At 62.4% G+C, this 13,548-nt stretch carries 11 protein-coding genes; 6 read left to right on the top strand and 5 right to left on the bottom strand.

The window, feature by feature from the left end; all coding sequences use genetic code 11:
• Positions 1 to 10: 10 nt before the first annotated feature.
• Complete coding sequence (locus G9373_RS23430) at positions 11 to 1,336, bottom strand: MFS transporter (protein WP_063711561.1); 1,326 nt, start codon at positions 1,334 to 1,336, stop codon at positions 11 to 13.
• Positions 1,337 to 1,621: 285 nt separating this feature from the next.
• On the opposite strand from G9373_RS23430, the gene G9373_RS23425 reads away from it, so the two are divergent.
• Positions 1,622 to 3,580: an NAD(P)/FAD-dependent oxidoreductase gene (locus tag G9373_RS23425; protein ID WP_011597586.1), complete on the top strand. Its 1,959-nt coding sequence runs from the start codon at positions 1,622 to 1,624 to the stop codon at positions 3,578 to 3,580.
• A gap of 63 nt (positions 3,581 to 3,643) precedes the next feature.
• Here G9373_RS23425 and G9373_RS23420 read toward each other — a convergent pair whose 3' ends face one another.
• Together G9373_RS23420 and G9373_RS23415 are read right to left on the bottom strand one after the other, a co-directional pair.
• Entirely contained in the window at positions 3,644 to 6,826 is a 3,183-nt protein-coding gene (locus G9373_RS23420; protein ID WP_167116997.1) for a carboxyl transferase domain-containing protein, read from the bottom strand.
• Positions 6,823 to 7,404, bottom strand: a complete 582-nt coding sequence (locus G9373_RS23415) for a flavin reductase family protein (RefSeq protein ID WP_167116994.1) — start codon at positions 7,402 to 7,404, stop codon at positions 6,823 to 6,825. Before G9373_RS23415 ends, G9373_RS23420 begins: the two co-directional genes overlap by 4 nt.
• Positions 7,405 to 7,620: 216 nt before the next feature.
• Here G9373_RS23415 and G9373_RS23410 point away from each other — a divergent pair, with 216 nt between their 5' ends.
• From G9373_RS23410 to G9373_RS23390, 5 genes are all read left to right on the top strand, one after another.
• Positions 7,621 to 8,202: a nuclear transport factor 2 family protein gene (locus G9373_RS23410; RefSeq protein WP_235214507.1), complete on the top strand. Its 582-nt coding sequence runs from the start codon at positions 7,621 to 7,623 to the stop codon at positions 8,200 to 8,202.
• Between the two features lie 128 nt (positions 8,203 to 8,330).
• A complete protein-coding gene (locus tag G9373_RS23405) occupies positions 8,331 to 8,813 on the top strand; it encodes a nuclear transport factor 2 family protein (protein WP_120659545.1) in 483 nt (160 codons plus the stop codon).
• Positions 8,810 to 9,673 carry an enoyl-CoA hydratase-related protein gene (locus tag G9373_RS23400; protein ID WP_120659544.1) on the top strand — a complete coding sequence of 288 codons (864 nt, stop codon included), beginning with the start codon at positions 8,810 to 8,812 and terminating at the stop codon, positions 9,671 to 9,673. Before G9373_RS23405 ends, G9373_RS23400 begins: the two co-directional genes overlap by 4 nt.
• Before the next feature lie 13 nt (positions 9,674 to 9,686).
• Positions 9,687 to 10,463, top strand: a complete 777-nt coding sequence (locus G9373_RS23395; RefSeq protein WP_167116991.1) for an enoyl-CoA hydratase-related protein — start codon at positions 9,687 to 9,689, stop codon at positions 10,461 to 10,463.
• A gap of 154 nt (positions 10,464 to 10,617) precedes the next feature.
• Complete coding sequence (locus tag G9373_RS23390) at positions 10,618 to 11,394, top strand: SDR family oxidoreductase (RefSeq protein WP_164062771.1); 777 nt, start codon at positions 10,618 to 10,620, stop codon at positions 11,392 to 11,394.
• 60 nt (positions 11,395 to 11,454) lie between these two features.
• Here the strand turns inward: G9373_RS23390 and G9373_RS23385 are convergent, their stop codons facing one another.
• Positions 11,455 to 12,132 carry a TetR/AcrR family transcriptional regulator gene (locus tag G9373_RS23385; protein ID WP_240960685.1) on the bottom strand — a complete coding sequence of 226 codons (678 nt, stop codon included), beginning with the start codon at positions 12,130 to 12,132 and terminating at the stop codon, positions 11,455 to 11,457.
• A 146-nt stretch (positions 12,133 to 12,278) separates the two neighbouring features.
• The gene (locus G9373_RS23380; RefSeq protein ID WP_120659541.1) at positions 12,279 to 13,445 is read right to left on the bottom strand and encodes an LLM class flavin-dependent oxidoreductase; all 1,167 of its coding nucleotides are present in this window, start codon (positions 13,443 to 13,445) and stop codon (positions 12,279 to 12,281) included.
• Positions 13,446 to 13,548 lie beyond the last annotated feature (103 nt).

Here is a 13,548-nt window from a genome sequence, read left to right as displayed (position 1 = left end):
GCGACCTTCGTCAGAGCTCGAGTTCCTCGCGGTGTTGCGAGCGTTGTGCGCCACGAATCGTCAATAGCGCAACAACACTGATTGCTGCACATCCAAGCGTGTAGTAGGCCGCCGACAGCGGATCACCTGTGGTGGATGCAAGCCAAGTGATGATGTACGGCGCCGTGCCGCCGAAGATCGCCACCGACAACGCGTAGGTCACGGATACGCCGGTAGCACGGTTGCGGGTACGGAAACGTTCGGACAGGAATGCCGGCATCGGGCCGCCGACGACGCCGATGAGCAGACCGGCGATCACGAGTGCCACCAGTCCACCGCCGAAGCCGAGATTCAGCATGAAATAGAGGGGATAGGAAAGGACCACCACCGCAACCGATCCGAACATCAGCACCGGGCGTCGTCCCACGCGGTCGGACAGTGCACCGAACACCGGCATCGACAGCCCGGCGATGAGTCCGGTGACGAGTGCAAGGAAGTAGGACCGCTCGAAGGTCATGTCGTAGCTGGTCGACAGGAAAGTCGGCATTCCGACCATGAAGGTGTTGCCGACTGCGTTGTACACGACCACGACGCCCATGGTTGCCGCGAGAAACGTCAGTGGTCGTCGCTCGATGGGTTCCCCGACGGCAGGTTTGCCTGAGTCGACCTCGACCTGGATCTGCTTGAAGTGCGGCGTCTCGTCGACCTTGAGCCGAAGGTAGAGGACGATGAGGCCCATGGGAGCCGCAATGAGGAACCCGACCCGCCAGCCATAGGAAGCCATGGCATCGTCGGAGAGAAGGACTGCCAGAAGTGTCGCGACGCCGCCGCCGAGCACGAAGCCCAAGGTGGTTCCGACGAACGACCAGGAGCCGTAGAGCCCGCGTTTGCCGGAGGGAGCGGACTCGACCATCAGGGACACCGCTCCGCCCATCTCGCCGCCCGCGGACAATCCCTGGGCGATGCGGCACAGCGTCAGCAGCAGGGGCGCGAGGATTCCGATCGAGGAGTGCGTAGGCAGAAGGCCGATGCACGTCGTGGCAATGGTCATCAGCACAATGATCAGCGCGAGTACGGGCTTACGTCCCAATCTGTCCGTCATCCGCCCGAAGATCACTGCCCCGACAGGGCGCAGGAAGAAGGCGAGGGCGAAGAGCAGGAACGTCGAGAGTATCGACGCAGTCGGGTTGTCCGACGGGAAGAACAAGGGCGCGATGATCGGCGCCATGTAGGCGTAGATCGCGAATTCGTACCACTCGATGAGATTGCCGAGTGAACCTGCGACAAGTGCCTTTCGCGACTTCTGGACGTCGAGCACCACCTCGGTGCGCGGCGTGGAGCGGACTGTGTTCGGCATGGTGATGTCCATTCGGGTGAGTGTCGCCAGAGGCCTGTGCCCCGGGTCCGACGTATGTATGTGACGACTGACACACGGAAATCAACACGAATGTTGCCCGCCTGGGCTGACGTTGTCAACGTTTGTGTAGATGGGCGCATCTTTTGCAACGCGGGCGTTGACAACTCTCCGCGACGGCTGCCACCATGAGTCGAAGGCTTTTCAACGTCCATGTTGAAAGTTCGTGATCTCGGCGAGGAGCGACTCACAGCTCCGGACGCCGCACTCGACGCGAGAGGTGCTCAGATGAAGGCAGCGCAGCAGGTCCAGGAGGCAGGCGCAGCAACCGACGATCGAATCAATCCCGATCGGCTCACCGAATCCGAGATTCGAACCGCGGTTGCACGGGCAAATGTGCCCTCGCTGCTCATGGTCGTGTTCCAGACGACGGGTGACGAGAAGTGGCTGGCAGCGCCATACAGGCCGACGAGAGGCAAAGGTCTCGGCGACCACGACTCGGGCGGTCTCGAGGAGCCGATTCAGGATGAGATCAGGGAGGCCGCGGTCAAGGCCATCCTCGACTTGCAGAACGGCGCTCTTCCTGCGGTGGAGACTCCCTCTCCGGAACTGACGGTGCGGATGATCAGTGTCTGCACGGGCGAAGAAGTCGGGGAGGAGTACGGACCCATGCTATCTCTCGAGCTCGCTCGCCGTGCCGCGCCCGACGCTCCGAGCCTCGCACTGGAGCCTGTCGATGCACCGGAAGGATACTCGGTGGTCGTCATCGGTACAGGCGTTGCGGGAATAGCTGCGGCGCAACAGCTCGAGGACATGGGCATCGACTATGTCATTCTGGAGAAGCAGCCGGAGGCCGGCGGAAACTGGTGGCAGAATACGTATCCCGGCGCGGGTGTCGATACCCCCAGTCACCTGTACTCGTTCTCATTCGCGAAGAACGACTGGACGACACACTTCGAACTCCGCAACGAACTGCAGGCCTACTTCGGAGCCGTGCTGAAGGACCTCGGTGCCGGCGAGCGTGTTCGTTATGGAACCGAGGTGCGGTCGACGCGGTATGACGAAGCCGCCGCGCAGTGGTCAGTCGACATGATCAATCCCGATGGCTCGTCGTCGACGCTGAGGGCCGATGTGGTGATCAGTGCGGTGGGAGTGTTGAATCGCCCGAAGACGCCGAACGTCCCTGGGATGGACAGCTTCACCGGAACGAGTTTCCATTCGGCTGCGTGGCCCGACGATCTCGATCTGGATGGCAAGCGTGTTGCTATCGTGGGCACGGGTGCCAGCTCCATGCAGATCGCACCGGCCATCGCGGACCGCGTCGCCCATCTCAGTATCTACCAGCGCTCGCCGCAATGGGTCGCGCCGTTCGAGAAGTTCCGCGCCCCGATACCCATGGAACTGCGCCGCCTCATGCAAACTTGCCCGATCTACCACAGCTGGTACTGGATTCGCTTGTTCTGGCAGTTCGGCGACAAGGTGATCGAGTCGCTGCGCGTCGACCCGGAATGGGAGCATCCCGAACGCTCGGTGAACGCCCGCAACGATGCCCATCGAGAGTACTTCACGCGGTACATCACGTCGCAGGTCGGAGATCGAACGGATCTGCTCGACAAGGTGATGCCCGACTACCCGCCGTTCGGCAAGCGGATTCTGCTCGACAACGGCTGGTACTCGACTCTGCGCAAGGACAACGTCGACCTCGTCGACAGGTCCGTCACCGCTGTCCGCCCCGAGGGCCTGGTCGACGATCAGGGCGCTGAGAACGACGTGGACGTGATCGTGTGGGCCACCGGATTCGAAGCAGCACGATTCGTGAGTTCCATGGACGTCGTGGGAATGGACGGCCGAACGCTCCGTGAGGTCTGGAACGACGACGACCCCAAGGCCTACCTCGGTGTGTCGGTTCCAGGGTTCCCCAACTTCTTCATGCTTGGTGGTCCCAACTCGTTCCCGGGTAGCGGCAGCTTCATGTTCTTCATGGAGGTCCAGATGCGCTACATCCGTGGGCTACTGACCGAGATGTTCAAGAAGGGAATCAAGGCGATCGATGCGCGCCCCGAGGCGAACGAGGAGTACAACGAGCTGGTGGACTCGACTCATGCACGCACGGTCTGGACGCATCGTGGAATGTCGACGTACTACCGGAACTCGCACGGACGGGTGGTGTTCGTGATGCCGTTCCTCAACGTCGAGTACTGGCAGATGACGCGGCGCCCTGATCTGGAGAACTACACCGCGCGATAGCGCACCGAGGACATTGCCCCGGAACCGAATCGGTTCCGGGGCAAATTCGTTCGAGGATGACCGTTACCACGCGTCGATGCGCCTGCGAACCTGAGTCGGGCGGTCGGGACGCGGAGCGGCGAGGACATCGACGATCCGTGAGCGAGTCGCGGCGGGATCGATGACGTCGTCGATCTCGAACACGGACGCCGCATTGACGGCCTTGCCCTGCGCCACGTAGTCCTCGAGGTGCTGTTGGTAGATGCGCTCCCGTTCCTCGGCGTCCTCGATCGCAGCCAGCTCACGACGATAGCCGAGACTGACGGCCCCCTCCGGGCCCATGGCACCGAGTTCTGCCGACGGCCATGCCACGATGGTGTCCGGGACGCGGAAGCTTCCGCCTGCCATGGCCTGGCCGCCCAGTCCGAATGCCTTGCGGACGATCACCGTACAGAACGGAACGGTGAGAGCAGGCGCTGTGACGAAAAGCCGGCTCACATGACGTACCGAGGCGGTGCGTTCGGCGTCGGGTCCGACCAGGAAACCGGCTGTGTCACAGAGCGAGAGAACAGCGAGGCCGTACGCCTCGCACAGTTGCAGGAACCTGGTCATCTTGTCGGCTTCGGCGCTGCCGATCGTGCCGCCTGCACGGCTGCCGTCGTTGGCAACGAGCCCAATGGGATGTCCCTCGATCCGGACCAGCGCAGTGATCAAGCCGGCGGCGAATCCGCGTCGGAGTTCGAGAACGGATCCCTCGTCTGCAATGGTGTCGATCAACGTGCGGATGTCGAACGGCCGATTGCGTCGTTCGGGGACGATGTGGCGCAAGATTCGCTGGTCCGCGGCGGTCCACTCGATCTTCGGGCCGGCGAAGTATCCGAGATATCGCCGTGCGACGTCGACTGCCTCCGATTCGTCGGCCACGACGATGTCGATGACCCCGTTGGCCTCCTGGACGGACACCGGCCCGATGTCGTCCGCGGCGAACACTCCGAGGCCGCCCCCTTCGATCATGGCGGGCCCGCCGAGGCCGATCGACGAATCACGAGTCGCGACGATGACATCGCACGATCCCAGCAGCGCAGCATTTCCGGCGAAACAGCGACCGGACGCGATCCCCACGGTCGGAACCGAACCGTTGAGCCGTCCGAGTGCGACGAATGTCCCGAGATCCATCCTCGTCGCCCGAGACATGTCGTCGGTGTCGCCGGGGCGGCCCCCGCCACCTTCGGCGAACAGAACTACCGGCGTTCCTCTGCGGCCTGCCAGCTCGAACATTCGCTCGGCCTTCTTGTGGCTCTGAAGGCCCTGGGTTCCGGCGAGCACCGTGTAGTCGTACGCGAGCACTGCCACCGGCCGTCCGGCGACCCTTCCGAAGCCCGTGACCAGGCCGTCTGCCGGCGTTTCGGATTCGAGTTCGTCCAGAGACCTCCGTCGTCGCTGCGCAGCCACGACCAGAGATCCGTGCTCGTGAAAGCTCCCTTCGTCGACGAGATGGTCGACGTTTTCGCGCGCGGTGCGTTTGCCGCGATCGTGCCGACGTTCGATCGCCGCCGGACGCGACTCGTCCAGTGTTCGGCGCTGCCGTGCTTCGATCTCGGCAAGGTCCGTGCGCTCGGCCGTGACGTTCACGCCGATGGGCTCGGTCGATGCGTCGTCCTGACTTACATCGAGCCTCAGGGTCACGAGCAACTGGCCGGCTGTCACGGTATCGCCGACCGCAATCCACACGTCGGCGACGCGCCCTGCTGTTGTCGCGCTGACGTCGGTCTCCATCTTCATGGCTTCGAGCGTGATCAGCGCGTCGCCGTTTTGCACGACCTGTCCCGGCACCGCGGCCGTCGCGACGACGGTGCCCGGCGACGGGGCCCGCAGATCGAGTTGTGTCACCGGCTCCGCCGGTGCATCGGGTATCGAGAGTGTTGCCAGATGATCGTCGATCGTTCGTGTCGTCACCGTGCCGGACCGGAACTCGTGACTGCCCAGCAGCCACGCCGACGTCGTGACGTCGGTATCCATGTCGTCCAGGGTCAGATCCGAGAGTGCATGGATCAGTTCTGCTGCGGCTGAGTCGAAGTGGCCGTCGTCCCGGTGCACGATGACCTTTGCCAGCAGTGGGTCGTATCCGGTTCCCACTCGCATTCCTACGTGTGCGTGAGAGTCGACGCGGATCGAAGAACCGGACGGAAACCGAACGTCGGTGAGTACGTCGGAGCCATCGGGTCTCGGGCTGCCGGTGACCCGCGCCTCGATCGCGACACCGTTCGGTTCGCCGAGCGTTGCCGGTGAGAGTTGTACGTCCTCGAGCGTGCGTCCCTGTGCGACGTCGAGTTGCAGACCGACCAGGTCGAGGCCGGTGATCGCCTCGGTAATTCCGTGTTCCACCTGGAGGCGTGGATTGGCCTCGATGAAGTACCACCGATCGAGATGGTCGGACTCCACGAGGAACTCGAATGTGGCAAGTCCCCTCAGCCCGACTGAGGACGCCAACGTCAGTGCTGCGGAGTGGAGTTCCTTGCGAGTGGAATCGGGAAGGTTCTGCGCGGGTGCGATCTCCACGACTTTCTGGTGGCGGCGTTGCGCCGTGCAGTCGCGGTCGAAGAGATGCATCGGTGTGCTCACGCCATCGCCCACGACCTGGACTTCGATGTGCCGTGCGCGCGGTAGGTAGGCCTCGACGTAGACATCGGACAGGCCGAAACTGCGTTCCGCCTCGGAACGGCATCTGTCGATGGCACGATCGAGTTCGGTGAGATCCTCTACTATTCGCATACCACGACCCCCGCCGCCTGCGGTGGCCTTCACGATTACCGCGCCGGCAGGAAGTGACTGCGCGAACTGACGCGCGTCGGTTTTCGATGTGGGACCTGCGGTGGCAGTGAGTACGGGTACTCCGCAGCCGGTCGCGAGTTCACGTGTGGCGGACTTGTCCCCGAGAGTTCTCAGCGTGTGAGCGTCGGGTCCGACGAAGGTCAGCCCCGCCTCGGCGCAGGCCTCAGCCAACTCGGCGCTCTCGCTGAGGAATCCGTATCCGGGGTGGACCGTCGATGCCCCCGACGCCAGAGCCGCGTCGCGAATGGCCGCGACATCCAGATACGCGGCGGGGCCCGCTTCTCGAAGCGGACGTGCATGGTCGGCAGCAGCGACGTGCGGGGCATCGTGCTCATCCTCGCTGTACACCGCAATCGTCTTGATTCCGCGTGCTGTGGCGGTGCGGATGATTCGAAGCGCTACTTCACCGCGATTGGCGATCAGAATGGACGTCATACCGCTTGCCGGTCGGCGGCGAACCCGCCGTAACCGCCCTGGAAGAAGATCAGCGGCGACTCGGGTGTGTCGAGTTCGAGGTGTCGCACACGGCCGACGACGATGTGGTGATCGCCGGCGTCGTGCACGGCATCGATCTCGCAATCGATCCACGCCAGCGCACCCTCGATGCGAGGCATACCGGAGGGGGTGGGGGCCCACTCGACGTCCGCGAACTTGCCGGTTCCCTTTCGGGCGAGGCTGCGGCAGATCTGTTGTTGCTCGGAGCCGAGCACGTTGGCGCAGAAGCGTCCGGCCGTGCGGATCTTGGGAAAAGTGGACGACGACTTGTCGGGCAGGAACGCGACCAGTGGCGGATCGAGCGACACCGAGGTGAAGGACCCGACGGCCATGCCGGTCGGGTTGTTCTCGGCGTCCATGGTGGTCACAGCTACGACGCCGGTGGGGAAGTGGCCGAGAACGTTTCGGAAGCGCAAGGGGTCTATCGCGTGAAAGTCGTCGACGATCACGCCGTCGGGGACAGCGGTGCGCGAGTCGGATTCGTGTGTCTCGACCTTGCCCTCCATTGTGAAGCCCATGGTGATTCCTTTCGTCCGTGAAGCCGAGCCGTGCATCGAGGACATATGACTCCCGACGCGGAGACTGATTGCAGCCTCCTCCGGAGCCGGAAATCTGTCAACTATGTCGTTGATGCAATCTACGATGGCGTAGATTCAGTAGTTGTGGCCGCGGGGTCGAAGGTTGACATCTGTGGCGCAGGGCACAATGATCGAGAACACCGATCTACACTGACGTTGATCGAGGACTTCGGGGTTCAGCCCTTTGGTCGAGTCACCGGATTTCCTTCACTGCGCAAAGGAGTGCACATGTCCGACATCGAGAGCAGGGTGCGTCGACTGGAGGACAGGGCGGAGTTGGAAGACCTTGCGGTCCGCTACTTCCTTGCTTCGGATTTCGACGATTTCGACGCCATTGCCGATGCCTTCGCGGAGAACGGGACGTTCTCGGCTGGGGGATTTCCCGGCGCGATTACCGGCAGCGGGATCGCGGACATGATCCGCCAAGCGCGTGCCGCGTTCGGAACCACCATTCACACCCCGCACTACGTCCTGATCGATTTCGTGGACGACGATCACGCGACAGGGTTGGTGGGCGCGCACCTCGAGATCGCAACTGGAGGGACGACGGTGTTCGGCGCCGTGCGTTACGAAGACGAGTACGTCCGCGAAGATGGACGTTGGAAATTTGCGTCTCGCAACATGCGTACCGTGCATCTCGGTCCGTGGGACGAAGTGGCTACGTCGCTCACCTCGGACCTGCCTGTTCGGTGGCCGGGTGCCGAACCTGCGTCCTCCGACTACGCGGTGCGCGTCTGACGGAATGCGCCCGTCGCCGACGGGTGCACTCTGTCCTCAGAATCTACATCAATGTTGATTTCCCGTCTCGTGACCGAGGCGGGTGATCGAACCGTACATCAAGAAATTCACACCCGGAGGAGATCGATATGACTACAACCCATGAGGTATCCACCAGAGAGCTCGCCGAGCTCGTGGAGGCCGGCAAGATCGAGCGCGTCCTGTTCGAGTACGCCTACAACCTCGACATGAACCGTCCCGACGATCTCGTCGAATTGTTCACCGAGGACTGCTACGTCGCATATGGACCCAACTTCGGTGCCGAGGGTCGCGCCGCCTATCGCGAGACACTGGACGGCATCGGTACGTTTTTCACGGCAACCAGTCACCACGTGTCCAACATGGTCGTCGACTTCTCCGATGATCTGACGTCGGCCAAGGTCCGTTCGGTCCTGTATGCATGGCATCGCTATAGCAAGGAAGGCAAGGCCGACGGGTACTTCTTCGGCCAGTATCACGACGATTTCGTGCGGGACGACGAGCACGGTTGGCGCTTCTCGCGCCGCGAGTTGCGCGCGTCCGGTGTCGTGGACTTCCATGTCAAGAAGCAGATCCCGATCGGGCGGTCATGACGGCGATCGCGGACACGCCTGCCGAGACCCGCTACGAAAATCTACGCATTGAGCACCGGGGACCGATCAGTTGGATAGTGCTGAACCGGCCGGACAAGGCCAACTCGCTCTCGAACGAGATGCTGGACGAGTTCAGTGCGGCGTTGGCCGCCCTGGCGACCGACGGCGGGCCGATCATCGGAATTCGTGGAGCAGGCAAGGGATTCTCGGCAGGCTACGACATCGGTCAGGTCGGAAAGGTCGTCGCCCAGCCGGACCCGGTTGCAGACCGAGAGCGATTGGCTCGCAACGTCAACCGATTTCTCGCGATCTGGGATCACCCGAAACCGGTGCTTGCTGCAGTACACGGATACTGCATCGCGGGAGCCACCCAGATGTGTGTCTTTACCGACGTGACTCTTGTGGCGCGCAATGCGAAAATCGGTGAGCCGGCGATACCGCTCGGTGGTGGGTACATCGCGCCGTTGTGGGCGCCCCTCGTCGGCCCGAAACGTGCCAAGGAACTGGCGTTCGTTCCTGGCAACTCGATCGACGGCACGACCGCGGTCGAGTGGGGCTGGGCCAATCACGCGGTGGCCGAGGAAGATCTGATCGCCGAGACCGAGGCGCTTGCCGCTCGTATGGCACGCACGCCGTCGGACATCCTGCGGATCAAGAAGTTGTCCATCAACAAGACGATGGAAGCAATGGGCGTGCGTACCGCAGCCCAAGGCGGTGCAGAAATGGATGCCCTGCTCCATCTGTCGCCGTCGGTGGCCGAGGTGCGCAAGTTCGTTGCCGACGTGGGACTGAAGGCGGCGATCGCTGCCTACCGCGAACCCGTGGCGTTACCCGATCATGCGGTCGCAGAACAACTATGAGAGAGGACCTACCGTGAGCAGCGGAATCTTGTTCGAGGTCGACAACCATATCGCGCGGGTGACACTCGACCGCCCCAAGGCGTTGAACTCCATCGATCCCGAGATGGACGCGGCACTGTTCGAAGCCTGGACCGAGATCAACTCGAATCCGGACATCTGGGTGGCCGTGCTCGGTGCGGCAGGGGAGAAGGCGTTCTGCGCCGGTGCGAACGTGAGCGGCGGGACCGAAGGCGACGGCCGCAGGATGGCGCTCGGCGGCGGCCTCACCGGCGTCGGCGGCCCCATGCTGACCCTCCGCAAGCCTTTGATCGCGGCGGTGCAGGGATACGCAATCGGTGGTGGATTCGAACTGGCGATGTGCGCCGACATCATCGTCGCAGCCGACAACGCTCAGTTCGGCATTCCGGAGACGAAGGTCGGCATCATCGGCGAGGCCGGCATCATGCATCGCGCGATACGGCAGCTGCCTCATCACATCGCGATGGCCTTGATCCTCACCGGAGAGCGCATCGACGCCCAGCAGGCAGAGCGCTACGGACTGGTCAACGAGGTCGTGCCGTACGAGAAACTGCTCGAGACCGCGTGGTCGTGGGCGGATCGAATCGCGTCGGCGTCACCGCTTGCTGTCCAAGCAGCAAAGGACGCAGTTCTGTCGCGTGCAGGATGGCCGCTGGATATCGCGTTGGCAACTCGCTACGAGCCCATCGAGGCGTACGCGAACAGCGCGGACCGCATCGAGGGACGTGCGGCGTTCGCAGACAAGCGTGCTGCGCGATGGAGCGGTCGCTGACACTGCTTGTTGTCTGGGCGCTGGGCCCGGCGTCCGCGTCGCGGTTCCAGCGCACAGCACTTGCACCCGGCGCCGTGAACGGATGGCCGCGTGATTCCCCGGCGAGCATCCGACCTGGGCGCCGACAACCTGAGATTGTAAGGAGCACTTGGCTATGCAGCTGGACGGAAAGAAGATCATTGTCACAGGCGGATCCATGGGCATCGGCGAGTCGGTCGTCCGGGCCTACACATCGGAGGGTGCTGACGTCGCCTCTCTGGATCTCGCTGACGAGCTGGGTGTTGCGGTAGCGCAAGAAGCGAGCCGATGCGGACCTGGCAAAGCAACCTTTCACTCGTGCGACGTGCGTGATCGCGACCAGGTTGAGAAAGTCTTCGAGACCGCTGCTGACCAACTGGGAGGCCTCGACGTAGTCGTGAACGTGGCTGGTGTACACAAGCACTGCGATCCCGCTGGAATCTCCACTGAAATCTACAGATTCATTTTCGATGTCAATGTGTTAGGGACAATCAACACCAACGGTGCCGCACATCGCCTGATGAAATCGAATCGTGTCGGGAACATCATCAACTTCGGTTCCGAGTCGGGACTGACGGGTGAGATCAACAATGCTCTGTACGCCGCGTCGAAGGGTGCGGTCCATACATGGAGCCGGAACGTCGCCCGTCAATGGGGGCCGGATGGGATTCGGGTAAATTACGTACTCCCGTACATGTGGACAAAGATGTACGACGAGTTTCGCGCCGCCTTGTCTCCCGAAGAGCTGAAAGCGCACGACGACCAAACCGCTGCAGACATACCTCTCGGTGGGGCTTTCGGTCGAGCCGACCGGGACTTGGCTCCGGTCATGGTTTTCCTCGCCAGCGATGCTTCACACTTCATCACTGGACAAATGTTCCCTGTCGACGGAGGGCTGATCTCGGGACGGTAAAAGTGCGGTGACAGGGCGCTGTGTGCTGGGTCCGACCTCGCGTCGCGGCCCAGCACACTGTCAGTTCTGCGTCCGCGCACCGTCGAAGAACAGAGTGCAGAAGGCTTCGGTGGTCTGCTTGGCGTCCACGCTGCGCATTCCCGGCTTGAGCCACCGATGCGTCCAGTTGACCATGCCGAACAGTGCCTTGGACATCAACTGCACCGACACGTCGCTGCGTAGAGTTCCGTCGTCGACTCCCTGCTGCAGCACGTCGAGGACAATGGTTTCGAAGCGTTTGGTCTTTCGTGCCATGTCCTTGCCCCAGGACGTGGTGTCCAGCTGTAGCTGCGCCATGTCTTCCTGGATGTAGAGGTAGACGAAGGGGTAGTTCTTCTCGTATGAGTTCATCTGTTGCTCGACGAGGCGGCGAAGCTTCGCGGGTGCGTCGTCGTCGCCGGCGAGGATCTCCTCTGCGACGGCGATGTTCTGATCCAGAACATCGACGAGAACGTCGTGGAAAAGAGCCTGGAACAGTTCCTTCTTGCTCGCGAAGTAGTAATAGATCGACGCTCGGTCGGTCCCGAACCGCTCGGCGATATCGTTGAGGGTCGCTCCTTCGAAGCCCTTCTCCTTGAAGACATCAGCTGCTGTCCGCAACAGTTCCTGGCGCTTGGCCTGGTAGTTGGGGCTGCTGTCGTTCTGAGCGCTGCGACGGCGTCGGCTCATGCCGCTGTTGGCTGCGGTCGAAGTTGGCATTGTCGGATGATACCTCCGGATCGAGGGCATTGATCAACGTTGACGTCGATCGACCTCGGCGTCGATCGAGGTCGAGGTGGGGACGGGTAAGGCCCCGGGAAGTCGCTGTTTGTCGACAACTTCCCGGGGCCCTGTTATCGGTGGGGTCAGCCCACTGCGACGGTTTCGTGTGTTCCTTCGACCGGAACGTTCGGTACGACCTCGGTGGCGAAAAGGCGGAGGGATTCGATCCACGGCTCGGGATCGTCCATGGCGTCGTGAGTGTTGACGGCAAGCTGTCCGTACCTGAAGCCGGCCAGGTCGAAGGTCTTCTCGATCTTCTCGATGACGGTGTCCGGGCTTCCGCAAAGCCACACGTTGTCGGCCAGGTAGTCGAGATCGACGTCGTCGATGTCGACCTTGTGGTCGGCGTCGTCGATGAAGCCCTGAAGGATCCGGTACTTCTGGTAGACCGGCATCAGGTACTTCTGCCAGGCGAGTCCCAGTGCACCGTTCTTTGCCTTCTCCTTGGCCTCTTCGTCGGTCTTCGCCACGAACACATCTCGTGCGATCTTGAATCGAGATCCCTGCGGGGTTCCGCCGATGGACTTGACCGCCTCCGAATATGTGTCCCACTGCGATCTCAGCAAGGCCGAACCACCGTAGAACGAGATCGGGGTCCAGCCTCGTTCGCCTGCGAGGCGATGCGACGGCGAGTTCTTGCTCAGGCCTGTGACAGCGATTTCGAGGCCGTCCGCGCCACCATGGGGTGAGTGATCCGCGGTCAGGTGGTACTCCTCGCCTTCCTTGACCTTGAACTCTCCATGGGACGCGACACTACCGGGATCGATCTGTCCGTCGAGGCGGGCGGCCTTGTAGTACTTGCCTTCGAAGTCGAATGGCTCCTGGCGCCACACTTTGTCCATCACCTCCAGTCCCTCCATCAGGCGGGGGTGAGCTTCGGACAGGTCGCCGGGCTGGCCGCGAAGCACTGCCTCGTTCTCCCACGATCCGGCTCCGACCCCGAGGAAGTACCTGTCCTCGAGCAACTGCGAGGTGTAGCCGATCTGAATGGCGAGCGTGGAAGGGTTGTGCAGGGGCACGATGTGCGCCATGGGCGCGAAGCGCATGCGCTCGGTGATCTGTGCTGCCGCGACGATCAGCAACTCGGGATTCGGAATATTCTCCCAGGCCTGCATGCCGTGCTCGCCGACCATGAAATCGCGGTAGCCGAACTTGTCACATGCTGCTGCAAGCAAGAGTGAGTATTCGAAGGTGTCCTTGTCCTTGCGACCGGGACGCATGTACGGGGTGTGGAAAACGCCGCATTCCATTTGTGAATCTCCAGCTTCTGGTCGTTGTGAATGCACTCTGCTGCGGTGTCCGGCACGAGCCTGACGGTGGTGGTGGACAGCCCCTGGAAAGCGAGGGTGGGTG

The sequence above is a fragment of the Rhodococcus sp. A14 genome, assembly GCF_011603105.1.
Classification (GTDB): Bacteria; Actinomycetota; Actinomycetes; order Mycobacteriales; family Mycobacteriaceae; genus Rhodococcus_F; species Rhodococcus_F opacus.
Note: the sequence above shows the minus strand (reverse complement) of the source record. Positions and strands in the feature narration are given on the sequence as shown.